We start from the raw sequence: 25,665 nt of genomic DNA, 5'->3' as shown, positions 1-25,665 counted from the left end.
CGCGGCTAAGTCTAGTCCGCGCAGCGCTGCGCCTCCGCGCCCGCCGCCGCGAGCTGCTGCTCCAGCCAGGTAAATACGATGGCCTGCTTCCATGCGATCTGATCATTATCGGCGGCCCCGGCGTGCCCGCCTTCGGAGTTTTCTACATAGTCCACCGGCTGGCCGGCGGCGGCGAGGGCGGCGGCGAACCAGCGCGCATGGGCGGGGTGGACCCGATCGTCTCGCGTGGAGGTGGTGATCAGCGCCGGCGGATAGGGTTTGTCCGCGGCGGCGACCACGCGCTGCAAGGGCGAGTAGCTTTCGATCACTGCCCGCTCCTCGGGGTTATCGGGGTGGCCATATTCCGCCACCCACGAGGCCCCCGCGAGCAGGGTGTGATAGCGCAGCATATCGATCAGCGGCACCTCGCTCACCACCGCGCCAAGACGCTCGGGATAGCTGGTGAGGGCCACCGCGGTGAGCAGGCCACCATTGGAGCCGCCGCGCACCGCGAGCTGCTCGCGGGTGGTGATCCCGCGCTCCACGAGATCATTGAGCACCGCCTGATGATCCTCAAATACCTTCCGGCGCTGCAGCTTTGTGGCCTGGGAGTGCCAGCGCGGGCCGAACTCACTGCCGCCGCGCAGATTCGCCTGCACCAGCAGATGCCCCTTTTCTAGCCACGCGATGCCGTTCACCGCGGAGTAGTAGGGCAGGAGGGAAATCTCGAAACCGCCATAGGCGTGTACCACGCAGGGCTTCGGAGTGGGGGTGGCGCCGTCCTCGTGCAGGCGGCCGGTGAGGAAGTAGGGGATCTTGGTGCCATCGGCGGAGGTGGCCCAGTACTGCCGGGTGCTCATCCCAGAGGCATCGAATTGCTCGGGCGCGCTTTTGACCACCGTGGAAAAACTCTCCGGGTCGCGGGCGTCGGCGCGCAGCAGCCTATCCGGGGTGGTGAAGCTGGAGGAGTAGAGCCATACTTCCTCGCCGATCTCTGGATCCTCCGAGAGCGGTGCCGTCGCCACGACGCTGGTGCTCGCCAGCTCCGGCAGGGCCACCCGCACGCACTCCTCCGGTGCATCGAGGCGCACCCGGTAGAGGGTGGTGGTGACATTCTCCAGCACCTGGATCAGCGCATAGCTGCGGGTGAAGTGCAGCGTCTCCAGCGATTGATACTCGGTGGGGGCAAAGATCACCTGCACCTCGGTACTCGCGGGATCCGCCACAAAGCTCTCGCAGTCGGCCACTCCCACGCCGCCGGCGGGCACCCCGTAGACATCCGTGCGGGGAAGCAGGAAGATCTGGGCGCGGTGAATGATGATTTCGCAATCCACCGGCACTTCAATGCGCACCGGCTCCGAGCCGCGCAGCAGGTAATTCTCGGCGGTGAACATATCCAGCCGCCGCTCAATGAGCACCCGCTCGAACCCGGGCGTGCGATCCGCCCACCCGCCGGAGGCGATATCGCTGCGCTCGCCGCTGAACAGCAGCTCGGCCTCGCGCGGGTCGGTGCCGCGGTGCCAGCGATACACCCGCGCCGGGTAGCCAGACTCCGTGAGGGAGTTCTCGCCCACATTGGTGCCAAGGATGAGGGTATCGAGGCTCTCCCACGACACATCGGATTTATCCTCCGGCAGAGTAAAAGGCCTATCCTCCACGAAGCTGCAGCTAGTGATGTCGAACTCGCGGATCACAGTGGCGTCACTGCCGCCGCGGGATAGCCGCAGCAGGGCCCGGTCGTATTCCGGTTCGCGCACATGCGCGCCCTTCCACACCCAGCTTTCCCCATCGGCCGCGGCGAGGGCGTCCACGTCGAGCAGGATCTCCCACTCCGGCGACTCGCTGCAATAGGACTCATAGCGGGTGCGCCGCCACAGACCCCGCGGATGCTCGCTATCGCGCCAAAAGTTATAGAGATAGTCGCCGCGCCGAGTCACATAGGGCACCCGCGCATCGGTATCGAGAGCCGCGCGCAGCCGCTGCTGCAGAGCGGTGCGGTGGCCGCCATGGCTATCGATGTTCTCGATGGTGGAGGCCGTCCACTCCTGCGCCCACCCAAGGGCCGTGGGGGAGCCGATAATTTCAAGCTCGCTTGACGGCGGCGTCTGTGCTGGTGCGGTAGTGCTCATAGTGCCGCCGATTATACGGATACTACCCCCGGTGCACCAGTGTTAGTGCAGCTCATTGGCAGTTTTCTGGCTGGTGGTGGGAGTTAAACTCGGCGGCTCTTGTGTTGGCGCTTATCGACGCCACCCCGCAGCACAGAAGCACCGCCGCAGCAGAAGGGCCGCGGCGGTGCTGAGCAGGGGATGGCTAGAAATCGATGGGCGGATGCAGCTTCTTCATGGTCCACGTTCTATCGCGCCGGGCACCGAGGGCGGTGCCTACGAGGAAGATCGTGAGGAAGAGGCAGAGCGCGATTATTGCTTGCAGCATGCGGCCGTCGAAGTCGCCGTAGAGCGTCTGGCGGAAGCCGTTGACGGTGTAGGTCATGGGCAAGAAGGGGTGAATCCAACTCCAGAAGTCCGGCTCCGTTTCCACGGGGTAGAGCCCGCCGGAGCCCAAGAGCTGCACCATGAGCAGCGCCATACTGGCCACTCGGCCGGGGCCGGACCCAAGGAGAACGATGAGCACTTGGTTCATCGCGGCAAAGACCAGCGCGGTGAGCATCATGAACACGGTGAGGCCGAAGAATGTGGCCGGATCCAGCGGCACCGCCAACACGGTGGCGGTAGCGACCACGATGGCCTGGATCATGGCGATCAGGCCGGCTGGGGCCAGACCGTCGATAGCGGCGCGCAGCGGGGAGATGCCGGCGGCCACGGCGCGGGCCTGCAGCGGGCGCAGCAGCAGGAAGCTCACGAGGCTACCGATATAGAGCGCCAGCGAGAAGAAGAAGGGGGCCAGACCGGCACCGAAGGTGTTCTCCCCGCCGGAGTTGGACTGGTTGATCTCTACCGGCCCGCCGATGGTCTCCGCCATGGTGGTGCGGTGATCGGGCGACCAGTCCGGGGCCTCGCCCGCGGCCTGCCCGAGCTTGGTGGCCAGCTCATTGCTGCCTGCGGAGAGCTTGCTGGAGCCGTCCTTGGCCTCGGTGAGAGCGGAATCAAGTTTGCGGCCGCCGTCGAGCAGCTGGGTGGCGCCGTCATTGAGCTTATTGGCGCCATCATCGAGCCGGGTGACACCCGAGCCGAGCTCGCCGATACCGGCGTTGAGGCGGTGGGCGCCATCGTTGAGGGCCTGGGCGCCGTCATTGAGCTGATTGACACCGCCCACGAGCTCGCCGAGTTTGCCGGGCAGATTGCCCTGGTCGATGTCCGCGGCAATGCCATTGATCCGGTCGAGATCCTGCTTCAGCGGGGAGTGGGGGCCAACGCCCTCGGTGTCCACGCGGTGCGCAATATGATCCACCTGGCCGGCGGTCTGCTGCGCCAGCGGATCGGGGATCTGGCGGATCGCCGCGGCAAGATCGCGCAGATCCTGGGCGAGGGAGCCCTGGATCTCGGAGGCTTCGCTGGCGGTGGCGTGATAGTGGTGCACCTCGCCGGTGAGGCTCTGGAGTTTGCCGATGGCTTGGTCGATCCCGCCACTGAGCTGGTTGGTGCCCTCCACTAGGCGCTCCGTGCCATTGGCGAGCTCGCCCGAGCCGGCCTGCAGCTTATCGGCGCCTTCACGAAGCCGGCCGGTGCCCTCGACCAGCTGGGTGGTGCCTTCCTTATTGCGCTCGAGGCCGGAAACGAGATCGCCGGCGCCCTGCTGGATCTTGCCCAGCCCGGAGTCGAGCTTGGTGGCGCCATCATCCAGTTGAGCGGCGCCATCGGCGGCCCGTTGAATGCCCTCGCTGGCGTTGACCACGCCCACCAGCAGCTTATCCACGGCCTCGGTGCCGATTTTGTCGGAGACCACGGCGAGCACCTGGCGCATGGCGTTTTGGCCGATGAGCGTGGAGAGCCAGCCATTGGCGTCATTGTAGTGCGTGACAATGCGGGCCTTCTCCGGTTTCTCGGAGGTAGGAGAGGCCACTGCCTGGGAGAAGTTCTCCGGCAGGGTCACCGCAAAGTAGTATTCGCCGGTTTTTACGCCCTCGAGGGCGTCCTGTTCGGTCACGGTGATCCAGTCCAGGGACTGATCCTCGAGCAGGCCCTCTTCGATCTGCTTGCCGGCGTCGATACGCTGGCCATCGACCTCGGCGCCGGCGTCCTCATTGACGAGCGCGACGGGCATGCGGTCGAGACGGCCGAAGGGATCCCAGAAGCTCCACAGATAGAGCGTGGAGTAGAGCAGCGGAAGCAGGCAGATGGCCACGATGGCGATCTTGCCCAGCTTGGCTCGCCCGAAGCGGCGAAGCTCGCTGCCGATATGAAATGTGGCAAGCATTTACTGCTCCTCCTTGGTGGTAGTGGGCTCGGTGGTGGTCGACGCTGTATCGCTCTTGGCGTGGCGCGGTTGGGGATGATCGCCCTGGCGCAGCGCGGTCCAGCGCGCCAGCAGGTCCTCGAGGTGCTGGTCGGTGGCGCCGCTACTCTCGGGGGCGATGTGTCCGCGGTCGGTGAAGAGCTCAATCACCTGCGAGCCTGGCAGCGTTGCCGCGCTCGGCGGATTCACGGAGTTCACCAGCACGGTCATCTCCGTGGAGAGGCGGTTGAGCACGCTGAGCAAAATGGCGCGGTCGCTGAGCTCTCGCACCTGCTCGAGATCGTCCAGGATGAGCAGGCGAATCTTCTCATCGTGGGCGGGGTGCAGGGCCATGCCGATGCGGATGAGAATGCGATCCAGTGCGGGGATCTGGCTGACATATTGGTTCAGATCCGGCAGCGAGCGGCTGCCGTAGACTTTCGACAGGATCTCCTCGCGGTAGGCGTCATCGGCTTTGGGCACCCAGCCGAACCAGCCATGGCACCACGCGCGGTGGTCGGTGAGCACATCGCGCACCCGCACATCGCGGTCGAGGGCATCAATAACGTCCACCCCGGCAATGGCGACGGTATCGCGAATATCTTTGAGCTGGTCATGGCCGAAGACAGTGAGGGTGCCATCGGTGGGCTTCATCCGTCCCGCCAAGGTGAGGGCGAGCGCGGTACGGCCCGAGCCGCCCCGGCCGGAGAGGAACACGAGGGTGTTATCGGGCACGCGCAGGTCAATGGGCCCGAACACCGGACCTTCCTCGCCCACCACGGATAGCCCATCGGCCACGAGCACATAGTCGTCCGCGGCCGCCGCCTCTGGAGGTGGTGCGGTGTCGGTATCCGTAGCAGCGCTGGCGGGTGCAACGGGGAACTGGCGGGTGCTCTCCGCGGGTTCCTCGCTCTGCGTGTGGATCTCCCTGTCTGACATGCTCTCTCCTCAGCACTGTGTATCCCCGACTGGCTTCAACGCCAGTCTGTCTGCGCCCGGCACTTCGGGTGGGTGATACGTCGCCACGGCGCTGCGCTCTCCCTCCGCGGTGGCTGCCGGTTGCGGCGCCGCCGGAAGACACGGAGGCCTCAGCCGTGGTGCATATCATTAATTCTGCCGGCACACACGAAGCTATGGGCGGACAACCACGGCGGCGAGGGGCGCCACGGGCTACTGCGCCTAGCACAGCAGGGCCGGCGCTGCTGGTACGAGGACGAGGTGGTGTCGAGACGATTCATCGCTCGCGTGCCTCGCAGTATCCGCGCCGTAGTATCCACAACCCTTAACGCAACGGGTGTAGCTTAAGTTCCTTAATGAGTCTTTGATTCTAGCCATAAAGTGGCATCTACCTGCAACGCGGCCGGTGATCCGCCCTCGCTGGCCCGTAGATGGAACCCACACCACCATGTGTCGCGATGTGGGCAGTGGGGGTAGTAAATGGGAGTGAGCTGGGAGTGTGGGGGATGTGGGTGAACCGATTATGGGAGGCGGTTCAGCTGGGCAGCGTTTGCCCCATCCGAAAGGGGGTGTTCCACTTAGTGTGGATATGTGCCCCTGTGGCGCCGCTTCGGCGGGCATGTTCGCATGTGTGATTGTGCCCACACGCGTGCAGGCAGTGGGCGTCGATGCGCATCTGTATGCGCTTGTTGACGCCCACTGCCTGGTTCGGCGTTGTGCCGGGGTGGATCGTTAGTAGCGGATGGCCATGCGGCCATCGACGCCGCCGTGGCGCAGCTTCTCAAAGACATCGTTGACGTCCTCGAGACTGCACTCGCTCACGGTGGGGTGAATATAGCCGCGGGCGTAGAAGTCGAGTGCTTCTGCGAGGTCCTGGCGGGTGCCCACCAGGGAGCCGCGGATGGTCAGACCCTTGAAGACGATGTCGAAGATCGGGGCGGGGAAGTCTCCCGGGGGCAGGCCATTGAAGATGATGGTGCCACCCTTGCGCGCCATGTGAATGGCCTGGCCGAAGGCTGCTTCATGCACGGCGGTGACGAGCACACCATGCGCGCCGCCCTTGGTGTAGTCCAGCACGGCCTCGCCGGGGTCGGTCTCGCGGGCATTGACGGTGAACTCCGCGCCGTGCTTGGTCGCTAGCTCCAGCTTGTCCTCCGCAATATCGACGGCAATCACGCGCATGCCCATCGCGACCGCGTACTGGACGGCGATATGGCCGAGGCCGCCCACGCCGGAGATCACCACGAACTGGCCGGGGCGGGTTTCGGTTTCCTTCAGGCCCTTGTACACCGTGACGCCGGCGCAGAGCACGGGTGCCACCTCGAGGAGGTCGGCGCCCTCGGGGATGCGGGCGCAGTAGCGGGTATCGACCAGCATGTACTGGCCGAAGGAGCCGTCGACGGTGTAGCCGCCGTACTCGGCATTGGGGCAGTAGGTTTCGCGGCCGGTGCGACAGAACTCGCAGGTGCCGCAGGCGGACCAGAGCCACACATTGCCCACCATGGAGCCGACCTCAATATCGGCGTGATCGCCCTCGCCGAGGGCGACTACTTCGCCCACGCCCTCATGGCCGGGAACGAAGGGCAGGCCGGGCTTGACCGGCCAGTCGCCTTCGGCGGCGTGGAGATCGGTGTGGCAAATGCCAGAGGTGTGGAGCTTGACCAGTGCCTCATTGCGGCCTGGGCTGGGTAGATCGATCTCGCTGATGGTGAGGTTGGGGCCAAACTCGGTGGCTACTGCGGCGGTGAATGTATCGGACATATCAACCACTCCTTGGGGGTTGGGCGCGCCTGATCGAGGGGCATCGGTGCTGGCCTCGGCCACAACGCGGCGGGGTGTGAGGCCCACCAAACCACTAGGGGCAGTGTGTCTGCCATAACTGTGAATCGTTATGTGCGGACTCTCAGGAACACTTGACAGTGCCAATTTTCATTAAGGAGTCCTTGCTGAACATGGCTGAGTTAGCAAAGTTTGCGAAGGCTGCCCTTAGCTAGGCTTCTCAGGTTAGCCACCCCCGTGCGGCACCCCCGTGCGGCGACAGGGGCAGTGGCGGTCGGTCGTATTCGTGGCTGTGGCGTCTCGCGGACAGCGGCGCATCCGTCGCAGCGGGAACGATCGGAAAATGTGGGCAGCTGGGGTGGCGTGAGGCAAGGAAAAAGTAGTGCGCTAGAGAGCAATCTGGGAAAGCAGACAAGTGCACGACTCGGTTATGTGCAGAGGACTGCGTGGGGTAGGTGCCCCGCTGCGCTGGGCATAAAGGTATGCCATGGCTATCCATGGCTACGCATGAGTATGTGTGCGTGGGTGCAGCGAAAGAAAAGGGGTTTGCTTCACATTTTTAGCTGTGGTTATGGTTAGCCTACATTTATCCGTTATGTTTTCGTGACCTATGAAAGGGACAGCGTGGCCGAACAGCTCAGCTCCTTTAGTCGTCGTCATTTCCTCACCTCTCTCGGGCTCGGTGCCGCCGGGCTTGGTGCCGGCACCGTGCTGGCAGCCTGCTCGGATGATTCGGGCGTGACCCCTGCGGAGGAGGCAGGCTCCGACTCCTCGGCCCAGGGCAGCGATGCGCAGACCCGCACCTTCACCGATGATGTGGGGCGAGAGATCGCCATCCCGCAGGACCCGCAGCGCCTCGTGTCCACCAAGGGCATCACCTCGATGGTGGCGCTGGGCATCACTCCCGTGGGTATTGCCAACATGGAAGTCGATCTCTACTCCTATCCGGATGTGTTGAGCCGGCTGCAGGAGGAGAATGTCGTCGACCTCAATGAGCGCGAGCTCAATATTGAGAAGGTCATGTCTCTCGAGCCTGATGTGATCATCGCCGCCACTCCCCGCGATGATGACTACCGCGAGACCCTCGCCGCGATCGCGCCGACCGTGGTGATCACCTCCGGCGATGAGCGCAAGCATCGCTGGGATGACACCTTGCGCTTTTTCGCCCGCGTGATGAATAAGGAAGACAAAGCCGAGGAGCTATTGGACGACTATCACGAGAGGGTGGATGCCTTCCGAGAAAAGCACGGCGAGTACCTCAAGGATAAAACGGTCTCGGTGCTCCGCATTCGCAACGATAATCTCATCATCTACACCAAGAGCTCCTTTGCCGGTGGCGTGCTCGATGATGTGGGAATTCAGCGCCCCGACAACCAAGACCTTGATCTCGCGGCGACGAAGGCGGCCACCAATGGCGAATCCATTGAGGCCTTCCCGCTCTCGCCGGAGCGGCTGCAGGAAGCGGACGCCGACATCATGTTCGTGGTGGTGCAGGTGCACGAGGATCCTGCGGAACAGGACGATCGAGACAAGGCCACCCTGGCGAATGTCGAGCAGGTGAAGAACCACCCGCTGTGGAATCAGCTGGAGGCGGTGAAGAATAACCAGACCTTCTTCGTGGGCTCGGTGTGGAATGGCGAGTCCGTGATGGAGGCGAACTCCATGCTGGATGACCTCGACGAGCACATCGGCTCCCTCGATCAGTGACGGCTGAACCAGTGACGCTCGCGCAGCGCTCGCCGTCCTCGCCGGCGCCTACCCCCACGCCCAGCGCGGGCCGGCGTCGGGGTCTCGCCCTGCTCGCAGTGCTGCTCATCACGGCCGTGATTGCCGTGCTCAGCGTGAGTATGGGCTCGGTGGCGATCACCCCGGCGGAGATTATTGCGGCCTTTACCGCCCACGATGCCCGCGACTATAACCACACGGTGGTCACGGATATGCGTATTCCGCGCACCATCATTGCGTTGCTGGTGGGCGCCACTCTCGGGGTGGCGGGGGCGGTGATGCAGGCGGTGACGCGCAACCCTTTGGCGGATCCTTTCGTGCTCGGCGTGTCCTCGGGAGCGGGCTGTGGCATCACCGCGGCAGTGTTCTTTTTTGGCGCCGATAGTCCACAGCAGTTCACCGTCATGGCCATTGCGGGCGCACTCGCCTCTGGTCTGCTGGTGATCCTCATCGGCCAGGGCACCCGCGGGCAGTCCTCCCCAGTGCGTCTCGTGCTCGCGGGCATGATCGGCGGGACGGTGATGACCACGTGGACTTCGATCATGGTGTTCAGCGATGAACGCACCCGCGAAACGGTGCGCTACATCATGGTCGGTGGCGTCGGCGGCCGCCGCTTGCAGGACTTTCCGCTGGCGATCGTGCTGTGCCTGGTGGGCATCGTGGTGTGTCTGCTGCTCTCGCGCAGTATCGGCATGCTGGCCATGGGCGAGGATGTCGCCTCCGCCGCAGGTGTGCACACCGCCCGCACCCGGCTGATCGCCTCCATCGTGGTGGTGATGATGGCCGGGGCGAGCGTCGCTATCTGCGGCCCCATCGGTTTCGTCGGCTTCGCGGTCCCCCATATCGTCCGCCCCTTGGTGCGCGGCTCTGTGGAATGGGGCATTGCGCTCTCGGCGGGCGTGGGCGGCTGCCTGCTCACCGCCGCCGATATTGTGGGCCGCTTCGCGCTGTTTCCCGCTGAGCTCGAAGCCAGCATCGTGATGGGCGCGCTCGGCGCCCCCTTCTTCATCCTGATCGCTCGTCAATCTTCGAAGGTGGCGTCATGACAGCACCTACTCGCACCCGCGGCCCCTGGCGGGCGTGGCGGGGCCCGTGGTGGAGCATGCGCATCCACCTGCCCACCCTGATCATCCTCGAGGTGAGCGCTGTGCTCGGCCTCGGCGTGGGAATCGTGGCCATGACCCTCGGCGATATGCCCCTTGCGCTCAACGATGTGGCCACGGCGCTGTGGTCTCGCGCGGATCCCCAAACAGAATTTGTGGTCTTCCAGCTCCGCCTGCCGCGGCTCTTGCTCGGATTCTTGGTGGGCGCCGCCCTGGCTATGTCGGGCGCGGTTTTCCAAGGGGTGACCCGCAATGATCTCGTGGCCCCAGACATTATTGGCGTGACCTCCGGCGCGGGGGCGGCGGGCTTTGTGTGGATTCTGCTCACCCACAACGTTTCTGGCCTGCCTTTTGCCGTGTTCAGCGGCGCCGTGCTCACCACGGCGGTGGTGTATCTGCTGGCGAAGCGGGAGCGGCTTGATCCCAACCGCATGGTGCTGGTGGGAATCGGCGTGCAGACCTTCCTCACCGCCGTGGAGGCCTATATGGTGCGGCGTTTCCCCATCAAGGACGTCATCTGGGCCGATAATCTCCTCATTGGTTCGCTCTCGCGCGCCCGGTGGTCCGATGTCTCGCTCATTGCCTTCGGTCTTGCGGTGGCTGTGCCCTTCGTACTCTGGTACAGCCGCTCGGTGCGCATTATCGCGCTCGGGGAGGATTGTGCGGCCACCAGTGGCGTGCATGTGGGCCGGGTGCGCATCATTCTCATCGCCCTGGGGTGCTGGCTGGCGGCCCTCGCGGTCACCGTCGCCGGGCTCATTGGCTTTGTGGCGCTGGTGGTGCCGCATATCGTGCGCCTGATGGTGGGGCAGATTACCGGGCTCTCGCTGCTTCTTACCGGCGTGTGCGGGGGAGTGCTCACGATGCTTGCCGACGTTGTCGGCGCGAATTTCTTCCCCGTCGCTGTGCCCGTGAGCGTAATCATCGCCGCCATCGGCGCCCCCTACTTCCTCATTGTGTTCACTCTCGTGCAAAGGAAGCGCGCATGAAGCACCACGACCCCAGCTCTGAGCAGCCCATGGAGGCGGGTATCCGGGCCGAGGATCTCACCGTACGCTATAACCGCCGCGGCGAGGCCGTGATCGAGGGCCTTAACCTGCGTATTGGTGATGGCGTCACAGCGCTGATCGGGCCGAATGGTTGCGGCAAGTCCACGCTATTGCGCACGCTATCGCGGCTGCTACGCCCCAGTGGTGGCGCCGTGTGGATCGACGGGAACGATATCGCCCGCATGTCCAAGAAGGCCACGGCCCGGCAGGTGGCGGTCTTGGGCCAGCACGGCGTTCCCACCAGCGGTATGAGTGTGCGCGATGTGGTGGCCAAGGGGCGTTTTCCCTATCAGGGGCTATTTCAGCCGCACACCGACGCGGATATGCAGGCCGTGGACGATGCGCTCGAACAGTGTGGCATCACCCAGCTGGCGGATCACCTTATGGAGGAGCTCTCCGGCGGCCAGCAGCAGCGGGCCTGGATCGCCATGACGCTTGCCCAAACCACCCCGATCGTATTTTTGGACGAGCCCACCAGTTATCTCGATATTGGTGGCGAGCAGCGCGTTCTTGAGCTCATATCGGCGATCGCCGCGCGCGGTATCCGGGTGATTGTGGTGCTTCACGACGTCGACTCCGCCGCCCATGTGGCCGATTCTGTGGTGGTGATGCGTGCTGGGCGGATTGTCGCCTCGGGGCCGTGCGCTGAGGTGCTCAACCGCGAGCTGCACCACGAGGTTTTCGGCCTCGATTGCCATTTCCTTGCTGGGCGGGAGCGCACCGTGCTGGTACCGCATCTGGGGTGTGGGGTGACGGCTCCGAGCGAGAGCGCCCCGCCGCCGGCGCTCAAGGCCAGCAATATCCGCACCGGATATGCCGAGACCACCGTCTCGGAGGATCTTTCCCTGGCGATACCGCAGGGCATGATCACCGGGGTGATCGGGCCCAATGGCTGCGGCAAATCCACGCTCGTGCGTACCCTCACGGGCATTATGGCCCCGCAGGCCGGAACTGTGGATCTGACGCTGGACGGCGCCGCCGAGGCTGCTGCGGTACGCACCGTACATGACTTGAGCCCGCAGCAGCGGGGCCGGCGTATCGCGGTGTTGTCGCAGCAGTCGGCGGCTTTGGAGGGGTTTTCCGTGGAGGATGTGGTGATTGCTGGGCGTCATCCGCACCGCCGCGGCCTGCACTCGTGGAGTAGGGAGGATGAAGAGGCTGTGGAGGGCGCGCTTGCGCTGGCTGATGTCACGGCTTTGCGGCAGCGACCGCTCGGACAGTTATCTGGTGGTCAGCGCCAGCGTGTGTGGCTTGCCCGCGCGCTGGCCCAGGACACTCCGCTGCTGGTGTTGGATGAGCCGACTACCTATCTCGACCGGACGCATCAAGTGGCCCTGATGGAGGCGGTAGCGCAGCGGAATGCGAGTACCGGCCTGACCGTGGTGATGGTGCTGCATGACATCAATCTCGCGGCCCGCTACTGTCACCGCATGATTGCTATGCACGAGGGGGACATCGTGGCCACGGGAACCCCTTCTGAGGTGCTTACCTCTGAGCGTATAGGCGAGCTCTACGGGGCGCGGGTAGATATCCATCATGTGGATGGTTCCCCGGTGGTGGTATCGACAGCCGGCGCGAGGAACTGAGGCGGGTAGGGGGAGCGAGCGCAGCTGAGCGACCCGCCGTGAGCAGGCACTATATTCGCGAGCGACGCATATATCCGAGGCTATCTCGCATGGTAGAAAATGCATCTCTTATAGTGAGAACATGCGTGCACAGGACAAGGATGTAGATCACTATGGCGTAGGGGCTCAGGCGATGGCCGCAGAGGAGCGCTCTGCAGCCATTGCGGTGTGGGCGTTCCCTGCCTTCATCTTGGCAGGCGCGGTGCTTGCCTTTTTCTTTCCCGAGCCGGTGATGCCGATTGCCGCCTATATCACCCCGGCGCTGATTTTCATCATGTTCTGCATGGGGCTGACCCTGACTATCCCCGACCTCAAAGAAGTGGTGCGTCGGCCGTGGCCCATCGCGATCGGGGTGGTGGCGCAATTTGTCATCATGCCGCTGATCGCGGTGGCTGTGGCTCGGCTCCTGGGGCTGAATCCGGCGCTGTCCGTGGGGCTGTTGATGCTGGGTTCGGTGCCCGGCGGCACGGCCTCCAATGTGGTCGCCTACTTGGCAAAGGGGGATGTGGCGCTGTCGGTGGCGATGACATCGGTGTCGACGCTGCTGTCTCCGCTCGTCACGCCCATCATCATGCTGACTCTGGCCCATGCCGAGACACCCGTGGATGGCCCCAGCATTGCGTGGATGCTCGCCCAAACCGTGCTCTTTCCCGTTGTCGGCGGGCTGCTCATTCGCTTCTTCTTTAATAGCTTCGTGGATCGCATCCTGCCGGCGCTGCCCTGGCTATCGATTCTCGGCATTGGCGTGGTGGTATTTCCCTCGGTGGCAAAGGCCTCCGAGAAGCTCGTGGATGTGGGCGTGATTGTGTTCGTGGCCGTGGTGCTGCACAACCTGCTGGGCTATATTCTCGGCTACCTCTCGGCGCGGGTACTAAAGATGCCGGAGCCAGCCTGCCGCACCACCGCCATCGAGGTCGCCACACAGTCCGCAGGGCTGGCCTCGGGCATGTCGGCGAAGTTCTTTTCTCCCGAGGCGGCCATCCCCGGTGCGATCGCCGCCGTGTGGCACAACGTCGCGGGCGCACTTTTTGCCTTCATGGCTCGGAAATTCACAGCCGCGAGCAGATAAGGCACCCATCCTCCGCCATTGCGTGCGGCGAGGGGGCGGGGCCGCGAGGACTGCGTCGATAAGCGTGAGCGGGTAGCGGGGCAGGAGAGTGGGCATGAACACATGCATAAAACGGCACTGGGGTGGCCCTCTCTGACATGCTGAGATGTCCACAAGCGGCGGGGTGCTGCCGGCGTAGATATGTGCAACCTTCCCAACACTTTTAGGCAGGAACGCCTTGCCTAGGTTATTTTAGGGTTAACTGAGAACGAGCTGGGTGCCTCTCTTATGCACCAGCGCCTCGCCCTGCGCCGATCGAGGGGTGGCGCGGACAGGGGCACGGTGGAAGGAGATCTTGTGTCCCTCGCACGCACTGCGCCGCTGCTGGAAGGAGTGGCTGGATCGTATCGGCCTAGTGATATCGCCCTGCGCACGAGTTCCGGCGAGCTCACCTATCGGGAGCTTGAGGAGGCGACGCAGCGGCGTGCGGATGAATTCCTGCAGCGCTATGAGCCCGGCACGCTGCTGCACCTGTCCTTCCGCCCCACCCGCGAGGCTGTGGTGTCATATCTCGCGGCGCTGGCGGCGAAGATGCCGATCCTGCTCACCGCAGACACAGCGGGGACAAGCGCCGATGCTGATGATGGCCCCTATGCGGAGATCCTGCGCACCTATTGCCCCGCGGCCAGCATCGATCCGGCCACAGGCCAGCTGCTGCCGCGCCAGGAACAGCCGGGCGAACCCCTGCACCCCGATATCGCGGTGCTCTTGTCTACCTCGGGTTCCACGGGGGCGAAAAAGCTCGTGAAATTGAGCCTGGAGAACCTGCGGGCGAATGCCCACGCCATCGTGCAGGGGCTGGGGCTGCAGTCCGAGGACTGCGCGATCACCCTGCTGCCGCTGCACTACTCCTTCGGGCTGTCCGTGCTGAACTCCCATCTCTTCTGCGGGGCGAGTATCGCCGTGGAGGAGTGCTCGGTGGCGGATCCGGACTTCGCTGCGGCGCTGCAGCGCTATGGGGTGAGCAATGTGGGCGTGGTGCCGCACATGCTGCAGGTGCTGCGCACCGCCGATGGCGGCGAGAGCTTGACTCAACTGCGTCTGGTGTACCAGGCCGGCGGCAAGCTGGATACATCCGATGTGCAATGGTGGCACAGCTTTTTGGCCGAACATGACACGGATTTCCGGGTGATGTACGGCCAAACCGAGGCCACCGCCCGCATGAGTATCATGCCGCCGGAGCTTATGGCCGACTATCCAGAGGCGGCCGGCGCGCCACTGGTCGGGCACACCATGCGGATCAGCGAATCCGGCGAGCTCATCTTTAGCGGCCCCTCGGTCATGCTCGGCTACGCCGAATGCCCAGAGGATTTGCGCACCGGCCGCACCATTGAGGAACTTCATACTGGGGATCTGGGAGAGCTGGTGCAGGTGGACTCGCCCACAACAGAGGAGATCCTGCGCATCACTGGGCGCTCCTCGGACTTTGTGAAACTCGCGGGCCTGCGCATCTCCTGCGAGCAGGTGCGTGGCTGGCTCGCCGATGCGGGCCTCGCCGCCTGCGTGACCGGCGATGATACCGCCCTGCGCGTGGCAGTCGATGAACAAACCTCGCAGGAAGAACCCGATGCCGCAGAGGTCGAAAGGGAGCTCTGCGCCCGCACTGGACTCACCCCGGCCTTCGTCCGCGTGGTGGTTGTGCCCACCTTCCCCCTGATCGATAATGGCAAACTTGATCGCCGCCGCTGCGCCGAGCTAGCCGATGCTGCCGCCGGCGCCGACCAGGACACTGAAACACAGCCCGCTGCCGGCGCCGGTGCGCGCAGCGCCGCGGGCGTGGAGTCGGTGATTGAGGCCATCGCCCAGGCCCTCGGCACCGTGCCGAGCGCCGTGCGCCGCGACCTCTCCTTCGTGGACAATGGCGGCAGTTCCATGAGCTTTGTGCCGGTGGCGATGGCCTTTGCCCGCGCCGGGGTGGAATTGCCCACTGGCTGGCACCATATTCCCCTCGCGGAGCTGCTCGATAATGCAGAGTCTCAGCACAGCTCAGCAACGGCCGCAGGCGCGCGGCGTGGAGCTGAGGGCCAGGCTCCGTCCTCGCTGATCTGGCTTGATTCTTCGCTGGTGCTGCGCGCCATCTGCGCCATAACCATCGTGCTGGGCCACGCCACCACCTTTACCTTCTTGATGGGCGGCGCCCACTCCCTCTTGGTGATCGCCGGTGCGGCCTTGGGCAGCTTTGGCCTGACTATGCTGAGCTCGACCACGCGCCTGCGCGCCACGGCCCGCTCCCTCCTAGCGGTGGTGCTGCCCACAGTGCTGTTGGTGCTGGTGGGCATGGCGACCACGGGCAGATATGGGCTGAGTAACCTGCTCTTTATCCACTGGTTATTCCCCAGTGAAGGCGCCAGTGGGTCCTTGTGGTTTATCGAGACCTATGTGCTGGGCTTGATTCTGATCATGGGGCTGTTGGCCATTCCTGCGGTGTATCGCCGCTACCGGCATGAGCCCTTCGTCACCGCCTGTGTGCTCACCGGACTGTTTCTCATCGTGCGTTTCGCCGTCGGGGCGTGGGATATCGTCCAGACCCGATTCGAGCCGCCGGGAGCGATCTGGTTCATTGCTGCCGGCATCATGATCTCGCAGGCGCGCAGTCGCCGGCAGAAGCTCATCGCTGCGGTCATTCTCGTGGCCGGCTCAGTGACGCTATTCGAGTACGTCACCCAGTGGGTATATGTGATGGTGGTGAGCGCGATTTTGCTCTCCGAGGTGCGTCTGCCGGTACCGCGCGCGATTGTGCGCCCAGTGGGGTTGATTGCCTCGGCCTCGCTGTATATCTATCTGATCCAGTTCGATATTCTGGCTCAGCCCTTAAGCGAGTTCCTCACGGTGCCGCTCTGCTTCCTCGCGGGCATTGTGCTGTGGAAGGCGTCGACAAGCGTGGTGGCGTGGCTTGCGCAGCGGCGGATGGTCTAAGGCCACCACGCCGCTTATCGACGCCTCCCTGAAGGCTTAGCTCCCCACGGGCGTCATGCGTACCGTGTGCTGGGCGAGACGGGCAGAGTCTTGCTCGTCGTGGGTGACCAACACGCTGGTGACGCTGTACTGCTCGATGATGGCGGCCACCTCATCGCGCACCTGGCCGCGGAGGGCGGTGTCGAGATTAGAGAAGGGCTCATCCAAGAGCAGCACCCGCGGCGAGGGGGCGAGGGCACGCGCCAGCGCCACGCGCTGCTGCTGCCCACCAGAAAGCTCGTGCGGGTAGCGCTTGTCATAGCCTTCAAGGCCGACCGCAGCGAGCATGGCCTGCACCCGGTCCTTGGTGTCTGCGCGGTTCATCTTGCGCAGACCGAAAGCAATATTGGCGCGCACCGTGAGGTGCGGAAAGAGCGCATAGTCTTGGAATACCAAGCCAATGGCGCGCTTTTCCGGGGGCACAAATACCCCCGGGCCCGCCAGCAGAGTCTCATCCATATATACCGATCCCGAGCTGGGCTGCTCGAGGCCCGCGATCAGGCGCAGCGCCGTTGTTTTGGCGCAGCCACTGGGCCCTAGGAGCGCAGTGCATTCCCCAGCGGGGGCTTCGAGGTTGAAATTATCCAACTGCCGAGTCTCAGACCCGGGATAGCTGAAGCACACATCGCGCAGCGTAATCGTGGGGCAGGAGGAAGTATTAGTCATGGGTAGACCCTTCAAGCTTTGCGGAAGAAGCGGAGCTGTCGTCCTCGCTGGTCGTAGTGGTGGTTTTTTGTCGCCACAACAACACCAGCAGCGGCAAGGCGGCGATGAGAACAATCATGAGCGAGGCCAGAGAGCTCTCCGGGATCTTCTCATCATTGGCGTATTCAAAGACGCGCGTGGCGAGGGTAGAGAAGTTGAAGGGGCGCAGGATCAGCACGATCGCCAGCTCCTTCACCATGTCAATGAACGCCAAGAGGAAGGCTCCCACCAAGGCGGTGGAGATCATGGGCATGTCCACGCGGAAGAATGCTCGCGTCGGGCCGGTGCCCAGCATGCGGGCGGATTCGTGGAAGCGCACGCCGGTGCGCTCGAAACCGGATTCCACCGATTGCATACTTACCGCCAGGTAGCGGATCACATAGGCCACAATCACGATCGTCGGCGAGAGCATGAGCTGTAGCGGCGAGTGGGAGTCGATCCACAGTGCCACCGACAGGATCGCTAGGGCGATCACTGTGGAGGGCACCGAGTAGCCCATCACCGTGATGCGGGCCAAAAAGCGTGAGGTCCGCGAGGGCCACAGCCGCTGGTTATTCGCCACAATGACAGCGAATACCGTGGTCAGTGCCGCGCCGATGCCGGCGACCCACACGGTGGTGATCGCATCCTCGAGCATCCCCTCGGTGCGGATATTGGGCAGCGAGAGAATGGCCCAATAGGTCATCTGTGCCACCGGGATGAGCAGGGCAAACGCCAATGTTCCCCAGCTCAGCAGCATGACCAGCCATTTGCTGGGGCCCTGCAGGGTGCGGCGAGTAATGGGCGTGACTCGGCCCGAAGAATAGGCAGCAGAGCGGGAACCGCGCATTACCTTCTCGCCGACGCTGATGATTGTGACCACCAGCAGCAGAATGCCCGCGAGTTTCAGCGCCGAATTCACGTCCTGAAAACCCAGCCAGCTCTTAAAGATGGCGGTGGTAAAGACATTCAGCCCGAAGTATTGCGAGAGGCCATAGTCCGAGAGCACCTCGAAGGCCACCAGGGTGGCACCCGCGATCACCGCATTGCGGGTGAGCGGCAGAATGATCTGAAAATAGGTGCGAATGGGGCCCGCGCCCAGCACGCGGCTGGCCTCGATGAGTCCACCGGCTTGACGATCCAAGAAGGCTCGCACCACCAGATACACATAGGGGTAGAGGAAGAGCGAGAACATCACGATGGCGCCGGGGACATTTTGAATGTCCATCAGCGAGGGCGGGATATCAATGCCCAGTCTTTCGCGGGCAAAGACCTGAATGGTGCCCGTGTAGCTGGTCATGGCCACATAGGTGTAGCCACCGATATAGGGCGGGATTGCCAGCGGCACCACGAGGGCGATGCTGAGGAACCTCCGGCCGGGGAACTCAGTGGCAGTGATAAACCACGCGAGCGCGGAGGCCAGCGAGCAGGTGATCGCCAGCACGCCGATGACCACGATGGTGGTTTCTTTGATATAGCCCAGCAGCAGCGTGTTCTGAATATGCCGCCAGGTGTCGGAAACAGGGGAAAGTAGGCCTGACAAAATGCCAAGAAGCGGTAGTAGCATGAGCGCTACTACCGTCAGACTCAGCACGAGCCAGGGTGCCTGCCCGCGGGCAGGCACTAAACGTTTGGCCGTCACTTACTCCGGCTTTCTATCTACAGGAGTGGATAGGCGGAACACTACTGCCAGCCAACCTCATCGAAAATGCGGGTGGCGACGGGGCGCTCCTTGCCGAAGGTAGCGAAGTCGAGATCCTGCGGGGTGAACTCGCCCCAGGATGCCTGGATCTCAGGAAGCTTAGCCTCCGGGTTCATCGGGAACTCGCCGTTCTCCTCAGCGATCAGTTCCTGGATTTCCGGGCTGGCCAGGAACTCGAGGAAGGTCTTGGCGTTGTCCGCGTGCTTCGCACCCTCGAGGACTGCAGCGTAGCTGATGTTCAGGTGAGTGTTCTCGGGGAAAGCAAGCCCGATCTGCTCCGAGACCTTGCGCTCCTCGGGATCGGAGGAACGGTTCATCAGTGCCCAGTAGTAGGAGTTCATGATGGCGACGTCGCCCTCGCCTGCAACCACTGCCTTGGCCTGGTCGCGGTCATTGCCCTTGGGGTCGCGAGCGAAGTTGTCCACTACGCCCTGTGCCCACTCCTTGGCCTCATCCTCGCCGTTCAGGGCGACGAAGGAGGACAGCAGAGCCTGGTTATAGGAAGAGCTGGAGGAGCGTGCGAGCACCTTGCCCTCGAACTTCGGCTCGGTGATCGCATCGTAGGAGTTGAGCTCCTCCGGATCCACGGTCTCCTTGTTGTAGGCGAGCACGCGGGCACGAGAAACAATGCCCATCCAGTTGTCGCCGCGGAAGTTCTCGGGGATCGACTTCTCGATCTCGGGGGTCATGGAGTCGCCAAGAATGCCCTCCTCGTTGAGGGGGTAGATGGACTCGGCGCCCACAGTGAGGAACACGTCCGCTGCGGGGTTGGACTTCTCACGCTTGACGCGCTCGATCAGCTCGTCAGCTTTGCCCTCGACAACGTTGATTTCGATGCCGGTGTCCTTTTCGAAGCGATCGTAGATCTCCTTGTCCACGTCATAGTGACGGGAGGAGTAGACATTCACAACATCGGGAGAGTCCTTATCGAACTCCTCGGGGGCGTCACCTCCGCTGGAGCAGCTGGCCAGAGAGAGGCCCACTGCAGCGGCGACGATGGTGGCGGTTAAACGGCGCATATGGTCGTTCCTTAGGGTTGTGCGCTCAGCGTGTCCATGTGACGATTTTGGTCACACTGAATAGGCTGGCGCGCGGCGTACAAAATGTGGGATCTATAAGAGTCCCACATGGGCGTCTTAGATAATAGCAAAGGCTTGCCATATTCCCTGCCAGAGAGATCGTTAGCCTAAGCACATAGGACGTGTGCGTTGAAAATACTGTGCGCGCCAGAAATATTTGTGCTGGTGGCGAGGTTAGGCATGCGTATGTGTGTTTTTTGCCACTCTATGCTGCGCGGGGCGTTCTAGGGGCTCCGAAGTGCTGCCATACGGGGGTAGGTGAGGGCGAGAAAAACAATAGGGACATGTCCCCAATGCGGCTAAGTGTATGGACGGAATGCGCCATCTGGGGTGATGTATCGCGCTGGAAGTTATTCCTGACTCTGTGGTGGGTAGTTACTTCCGCGGTGTGCGCGGGAAATAATCACGCTGTATGCGGGCATATGCCGGCCCAGGGTCTTAAGCTGAAATCATGCTGAGTATTTCTTCTGTCTGGAAAAGCATCCTTGGCGGCGGTACCGCGCTCATGCTTATAGCCGGCTGCTCCGCTCTGCCGTCCTCTTCTGAAGACTCGACTGCCTCCGAGGCGGCCTCCGGGACGGCCTCCGAGTCCGCGTCTGAGTCCGTGTCCGAGGCTGTCACCGTCACGGAAACCATCACCGAAACGAGTGTTCGTAGCCGCAGCTCTGCCGCACCGGCCAGCACTAGTGCGCAGCAGGAGGCGGAACGCGAACCTACTATCTCTCTTGCGCAGAGGTGTGACATGGACAAGCTACGCGCAGACGTGGACTGGGTAGGGGGTCTGAGCGTGCTGTATTGCGATGAGAGTTTTGCCCGTTATGGGAGGCCCAACACGGGGTCTGTGCACATTGCCCACTGGAGCGGGGACTCGTGGCACACGATCAACCCAGATGGCAAGGACACTAATGACTTCAGCTGTTATAGCCGTGCACATCTGGAGGACCTGGGCTTAACGGCGGAGCAGATCCAGCGTGCGCACCTATGCGAGGGGGCGTAAATACGTATAGCGAAGGTGAGGTATGAGCCGCCGGCACGCCGCTGTGGCTGTGCCGTCCGTGTGCCTATGGCAAGGAATAATTCACCCAGTCATCCGATGCTATCGGGCCTACGGTCGGCAACTAGAGCACTGATAAGAACTCCCAGATAGATCGATAGCGGAGACATGCTGAGGAAAAGAAGGAGCTGTATTCTCCGCGAAGAACCCGATGGTCATGTAGGCATATCCCACACAGTGCATGAGCTACACCGTTGTAGTCCATTGGTGGTGTACTCCCACGATGGTTGATTATTAAGTCCGACTTCCTCCGGTGGCATAGTGCGAATGTCCAAGCTGCGTGCTGGAAATTCAGTCGTCACACTAATTTCTTCGATCCGTCCTACTGCGGTGCATTCTTTCGGTGGGTTCGGGCGAACACCCTCTACGATTGCCACCTCGAGAGAATCCTGAGATTCCTTCACTGCGCTTCGAAGTCCAAAACATTTCGGATCGCCGGTGGTGACAGTGAAAGTCACCTCATTCGCCCCTGTGACCTCATACTTCGTCCAGTCGACGATCTTTTCAGAGTGCATAGGAGCATCGTTATTCGCACAGCCGCACACCATAGCAACGGCACCGAGGAGGATGATCAGCCGTCCTCTTAGTTGTCTCAATGAGGGCCATGTCATCGTGTCCTGCATCATCGTTCCTCACCCATGTGTGGAGTAATCTGCGCCGGAGGCGTGATGATACATCTAGGCTACATAGTCACCACGATAGGCGAGCTAGTTTAATGTCGAGGAAGCCGCGATCGCCGCCATCACCTCGCGTCAGCCGACCCGGCTACGGAACCTGCGCTTTAGTGTCGAGTCTGGGATTCTCTTCATCGAATTACCCTCCGGCAGGCGGCTTGCTTACGTGCAGCCCCGTCTTGGTGAGAATCGTTGGGGCGGCACCCCCATCACCAACACCGGAACGACCACAGCACGCCGCTGGGGACAACTCGAAACCTACGGCAGAAAACTCACGGAGAACATCGTCCAAGCCATCGCCCGCGACCTGCTCGTCACCGGTATACGCACAGTGGTGAAGGCTGGGCATCGGATTGTGATGCATGTGCATGACGAAACCGTCATCCACGAACCCAGAGACTCCAGCTTCATGGTGACTGATGTCTGCGAGCTGATGTCCACACTCCCAGGTTGGCCAAGGACCTACCGTTGGATGGGGACGGCTACGAGTGTGCCTATTACCGCAAGGACTAAATCTCTGGATCTTCGCGATTGGATGGCTCAGGGGTCAACCCGAGATACTGATTTGATGGATTGAGCATGCTCGCGAGGTTTGCAAGCGATCCGTCTTCTAGAAGCGCTGGGCTCTTTACCATCTCGGTGATCAGAGCTTGCAGCTGCTCAGAAGGAATCTGCGCGAGAGCTTGTTCAATTTCTGCGTACTCTTCAACATCGAGAATTTGCGCCGATTTAACCATGCGTAGCTGTTCGTCGCTGTACGCCTTTGCTGCTAATCCTGCGATAGTCCGCGCCATTGCTTCTTGGCGGGACATGATCTGTCGTTGATCTCGTTCAATGGCGTCATGCTCGTCGTGTGCTGGATCGAGCCCCTGAGCCTCAGGCGCATCAGACTTCTTCTTTCGTCCGGGGATACGAATCCGCCGTGCTCGACTGTTGACGTTAGGCCACGCTTTTTCCTTCCACCACTGTTTGACGTGAGGAGCTGCCGTGGCTACCCCCGCAATCGTAGCGACGACAATAAGGCCGGCGATAGCTTTGGCGAGCTCATTCGATTCTTCAGAATCGCGGCGAGAGTCAGAGGTGACAAACGTGTTCTCATACGATTGTTCGTCTGCCAGATCGAGTTGATCTTCATCGGGGACGAACCGCGCGTGACCAGTCAACACTCCATCCTCGTTGTAGAGGTTCTGATGAAGTGAACCATCGTCTCTGTGTCCAGGGATGCCAACCGTCTCGTCCCACTCGTAGTGGCCGTGGATACTTTGCATGACACAATTCTAAGCTAGTTTCGTTTTAAAAAACAGACATTTCTATTGCCAAGGTGAGTTGACGGGCACGAACCAAACGGAACTGGCCAGCGCCGCTTCTAGTCGTCGCCAAGAAGGGCGTTCGGATCGGTTGTCATGAACTCGCGCAGATACGCACCAATCTGCTGGTTCGCAGCGGAGGGTGCTGGGTCGTTGTCGAGGTCTCGTAGGTAATTAACGAAGGCGAATAGGCGGATGTTTTCGCCATCGCCCACACCGCGGCTTTATCAATCTCACTCATACCATCCATGCTCGCTCGTACATCCCCAATTTGTCTGCGGGGTATACCCAGCACAGATTTAACACTTCGGTTTTGTCGGCAGTGGGGTGAGGCCCTTAACCTTTGTGCCGCTCGGCACGATTCTTCTCGACGGGGTCTCGGGAAGGAACCCTGCCATGGGAAACCAGATTCAATTATTCACAAACGACGTGTTCGGCACCATCCGCACCATAACCAACGATGGTCAAATCCTTTTCTGCGGGAAGGATGTCGCCACTGCGCTCGGCTACCAGGATCCGACGAATGCCGTAAAGCTTCACTGCCGTGGGGCAGCAAATTACCATCCCATCGAAGATGCGCTCGGCAGAACCCAAAACGCCCGCTTCGTTACCGAAGGTGACCTTTACCGCCTTATCATCTTCTCCAAGCTCTCGGCAGCGCAAAAGTTCGAAACATGGGTGTTTGACGAGATGCTGCCGACGATTCGCCGCCACGGCATGTACGCATACGATGAACCCCTCGCCGATGATGAGGTCCTCGAGCATGCCATCGCCACGTTGCGTACTGAGCGGACCAAGCGCCTCGCTGCAGAGCAAGCCTTGCTCCAAGCAGCACCGAAAGTGTCCTACTACGACGTCGTGTTGCAGTCCGATTCGCTACTGACAACGACCGCGATCGCAAAGGACTACGGGATGAGTGCGAAGAAGCTCAACCGGATCCTGCGCGAAGAAGGCGTGCAGTTCTATCAGTCGGGCCGGTGGTTCCTTTACGCCAAGTACGCAGAGCAGGGCTACACGCAGTCCAAGACTCACGAATACGGATACGGCCAGACCCGCACCCACATGTACTGGACGCAGAAGGGTCGCTTGTTCATCTACGACCTGTTGAAGAACCAGCTCGGCATTCTGTCCGTGATTGAGCGTGAAGGTCAGGTACAAGCATGAGCATATGTCGCGAATGCGAACGGCGTTCAGAACAACAACTACGACCCGAATCAGCACCTAGTTGCTGACGTGGCATAACTGAGCGCGGCAGCTTCGTTTGGTCATGTGGCGGCCACGTATGCGAATAACCGTCGATCGAGCGAAGCCTTCGTGGCGTCGGATTGCGTGGTTATGGATATCGACAATGATCACACCGAGGCCCAAACCGACGGGGGCTCCAGGGCGCTTGGGTGAGCTGATGGCGGGTGTGGAGTTCATGACCGCCACCTCTCGTAATCATATGAAGCCGAAGGGTGTGCTCTCGGCGCGGCCGCGTTTCATGCCTATTTCCCAATCCGCGAAGTACAAGGCGCTGAAGAATACGCAGAATTGGAGCATCGCCTTACGTCACGGTGGATGAGGGCGATCAGCTCCTCGACGTGTGGCTGGACGCGGCTGATGAGATCGACGTGTTTGCCACCTTGGAGCCGATGACGGGAATCGAACCCGCGTATTCAGCTTGGGAAGCTGATGTTCTACCATTGAACTACATCGGCAGTGCTGCTCAGCGGGGGTAGGGCATAGCGTGCATCTCGGCCACATAGGGGCCGCGCATCTGCCTTCCCGCATCTGAGTTGCAAGGTCACAGTGTAGCACCACGTTTTATGGTTCTACCAACTGCCGTGGCCGGGACGGTCCGCTCTTTTTCTTACCTCTATGCCGCGTACCCGCTACACTTGCGAACGTGCTTCTTTCTGACCATGACATTCGCGCCGCCATCGATTCGCAGGCATTGGGAATTATCCCCTATGACGAGACGCTGGTTCAGCCCTCGTCCATTGACGTGCGCATGGACCGTTTCTTCCGTGTGTTCAATAACTCGCGGTACACGCACATCGACCCAAAAATGCAGCAGGATGAGCTGACGAGTTTGGTCGAGGTCGAAGAGGATGAGCCCTTCGTGCTGCACCCCAGCGAGTTTGTGCTGGGTGCCACGCTGGAGCGTTTCCGGCTACCGAGCGATCTCGCGGGCCGCCTCGAAGGAAAGTCCTCCTTGGGCCGGCTAGGTTTGCTCACCCACTCCACCGCCGGCTTCATTGACCCCGGTTTCGATGGCCACATCACTCTCGAGCTGTCCAATGTGGCCAATCTGCCGATCATGCTGTGGCCGGGAATGAAAGTGGGACAGCTAGCGCTATTTAAGATGACCTCGCCCGCCGATGTGCCCTATGGTTCGAGCGCGCTCGGCTCCAAATATCAGGGGCAACGCGGACCGACGCCGTCCAAGGCGTACTTAAACTTCCGCTAGGCCGCGCCCACCCGGCGCGTGCGCTAGCACGAGGATTC

At 62.0% G+C, this 25,665-nt stretch carries 16 protein-coding genes and 1 tRNA gene; 8 read left to right on the top strand and 9 right to left on the bottom strand.

Features of this window, described 5'->3' with window-relative positions; translation table 11 throughout:
* Window positions 1-11 precede the first annotated feature (11 nt).
* The 4 genes from KRX12_RS05940 to KRX12_RS05925 form a co-directional block, all read right to left on the bottom strand.
* The gene (locus tag KRX12_RS05940; protein WP_218366051.1) at window positions 12-2,108 is read right to left on the bottom strand and encodes a prolyl oligopeptidase family protein; all 2,097 of its coding nucleotides are present in this window, start codon (window positions 2,106-2,108) and stop codon (window positions 12-14) included.
* 184 nt (window positions 2,109-2,292) lie between these two features.
* Complete coding sequence (locus KRX12_RS05935) at window positions 2,293-4,356, bottom strand: YhgE/Pip domain-containing protein (RefSeq protein ID WP_218366050.1); 2,064 nt, start codon at window positions 4,354-4,356, stop codon at window positions 2,293-2,295.
* A complete protein-coding gene (locus KRX12_RS05930) occupies window positions 4,357-5,313 on the bottom strand; it encodes an ATP-binding cassette domain-containing protein (protein ID WP_218366049.1) in 957 nt (318 codons plus the stop codon).
* Between the two features lie 750 nt (window positions 5,314-6,063).
* On the bottom strand, window positions 6,064-7,092 hold the full coding sequence (locus KRX12_RS05925; protein WP_218366048.1) for a zinc-dependent alcohol dehydrogenase: 1,029 nt from the start codon (window positions 7,090-7,092) through the stop codon (window positions 6,064-6,066).
* Between the two features lie 621 nt (window positions 7,093-7,713).
* On the opposite strand from KRX12_RS05925, the gene KRX12_RS05920 reads away from it, so the two are divergent.
* The 6 genes from KRX12_RS05920 (at window position 7,714) to KRX12_RS05895 (ending at window position 16,636) form a co-directional block, all read left to right on the top strand.
* Window positions 7,714-8,817 (top strand): iron-siderophore ABC transporter substrate-binding protein, encoded by a 1,104-nt coding sequence (locus tag KRX12_RS05920; RefSeq protein WP_218366047.1) that lies wholly within the window; start codon window positions 7,714-7,716, stop codon window positions 8,815-8,817.
* Entirely contained in the window at window positions 8,814-9,881 is a 1,068-nt protein-coding gene (locus KRX12_RS05915; RefSeq protein WP_218366046.1) for an iron ABC transporter permease, read from the top strand. The genes KRX12_RS05920 and KRX12_RS05915 overlap by 4 nt, the downstream gene beginning before the upstream one ends.
* Window positions 9,878-10,927, top strand: a complete 1,050-nt coding sequence (locus KRX12_RS05910; RefSeq protein ID WP_218366045.1) for an iron chelate uptake ABC transporter family permease subunit — start codon at window positions 9,878-9,880, stop codon at window positions 10,925-10,927. The genes KRX12_RS05915 and KRX12_RS05910 overlap by 4 nt, the downstream gene beginning before the upstream one ends.
* Window positions 10,924-12,573 carry an ABC transporter ATP-binding protein gene (locus KRX12_RS05905; RefSeq protein ID WP_218366044.1) on the top strand — a complete coding sequence of 550 codons (1,650 nt, stop codon included), beginning with the start codon at window positions 10,924-10,926 and terminating at the stop codon, window positions 12,571-12,573. The genes KRX12_RS05910 and KRX12_RS05905 overlap by 4 nt, the downstream gene beginning before the upstream one ends.
* Window positions 12,574-12,694: 121 nt before the next feature.
* Window positions 12,695-13,681 (top strand): bile acid:sodium symporter family protein, encoded by a 987-nt coding sequence (locus KRX12_RS05900; RefSeq protein ID WP_218366043.1) that lies wholly within the window; start codon window positions 12,695-12,697, stop codon window positions 13,679-13,681.
* A gap of 336 nt (window positions 13,682-14,017) precedes the next feature.
* A complete protein-coding gene (locus KRX12_RS05895) occupies window positions 14,018-16,636 on the top strand; it encodes an AMP-binding protein (RefSeq protein ID WP_218366042.1) in 2,619 nt (872 codons plus the stop codon).
* 36 nt (window positions 16,637-16,672) lie between these two features.
* On the opposite strand, the gene KRX12_RS05890 is transcribed toward KRX12_RS05895, so the two are convergent.
* From KRX12_RS05890 to KRX12_RS05875, 4 genes are all read right to left on the bottom strand, one after another.
* Window positions 16,673-17,341 (bottom strand): ABC transporter ATP-binding protein, encoded by a 669-nt coding sequence (locus KRX12_RS05890; RefSeq protein WP_151549635.1) that lies wholly within the window; start codon window positions 17,339-17,341, stop codon window positions 16,673-16,675.
* A complete protein-coding gene (locus KRX12_RS05885) occupies window positions 17,334-18,902 on the bottom strand; it encodes an iron ABC transporter permease (protein ID WP_255549242.1) in 1,569 nt (522 codons plus the stop codon). Before KRX12_RS05885 ends, KRX12_RS05890 begins: the two co-directional genes overlap by 8 nt.
* A 140-nt stretch (window positions 18,903-19,042) precedes the next feature.
* Window positions 19,043-20,080: an extracellular solute-binding protein gene (locus KRX12_RS05880; protein ID WP_218364983.1), complete on the bottom strand. Its 1,038-nt coding sequence runs from the start codon at window positions 20,078-20,080 to the stop codon at window positions 19,043-19,045.
* A 2,297-nt stretch (window positions 20,081-22,377) separates the two neighbouring features.
* The gene (locus KRX12_RS05875; protein ID WP_218366041.1) at window positions 22,378-23,136 is read right to left on the bottom strand and encodes a hypothetical protein; all 759 of its coding nucleotides are present in this window, start codon (window positions 23,134-23,136) and stop codon (window positions 22,378-22,380) included.
* Between the two features lie 435 nt (window positions 23,137-23,571).
* Between KRX12_RS05875 and KRX12_RS05870 the strand changes: the two genes are divergently transcribed.
* Window positions 23,572-24,339: a phage antirepressor KilAC domain-containing protein gene (locus KRX12_RS05870; protein WP_218366040.1), complete on the top strand. Its 768-nt coding sequence runs from the start codon at window positions 23,572-23,574 to the stop codon at window positions 24,337-24,339.
* A 462-nt stretch (window positions 24,340-24,801) separates the two neighbouring features.
* Here KRX12_RS05870 and KRX12_RS05865 read toward each other — a convergent pair.
* Window positions 24,802-24,875, bottom strand: a tRNA-Gly gene (locus KRX12_RS05865).
* Between the two features lie 188 nt (window positions 24,876-25,063).
* Here KRX12_RS05865 and dcd point away from each other — a divergent pair.
* The gene (dcd, locus tag KRX12_RS05860) at window positions 25,064-25,627 is read left to right on the top strand and encodes a dCTP deaminase (protein WP_218366039.1); all 564 of its coding nucleotides are present in this window, start codon (window positions 25,064-25,066) and stop codon (window positions 25,625-25,627) included.
* Window positions 25,628-25,665: the final 38 nt, after the last annotated feature.

This window comes from Corynebacterium sp. TAE3-ERU2, assembly GCF_019209955.1.
GTDB lineage: Bacteria > Actinomycetota > Actinomycetes > Mycobacteriales > Mycobacteriaceae > Corynebacterium > Corynebacterium megadyptis.
The sequence above is the reverse complement of the archived record's forward strand: the minus strand, read 5'-3'. Positions and strand labels throughout refer to the sequence as shown.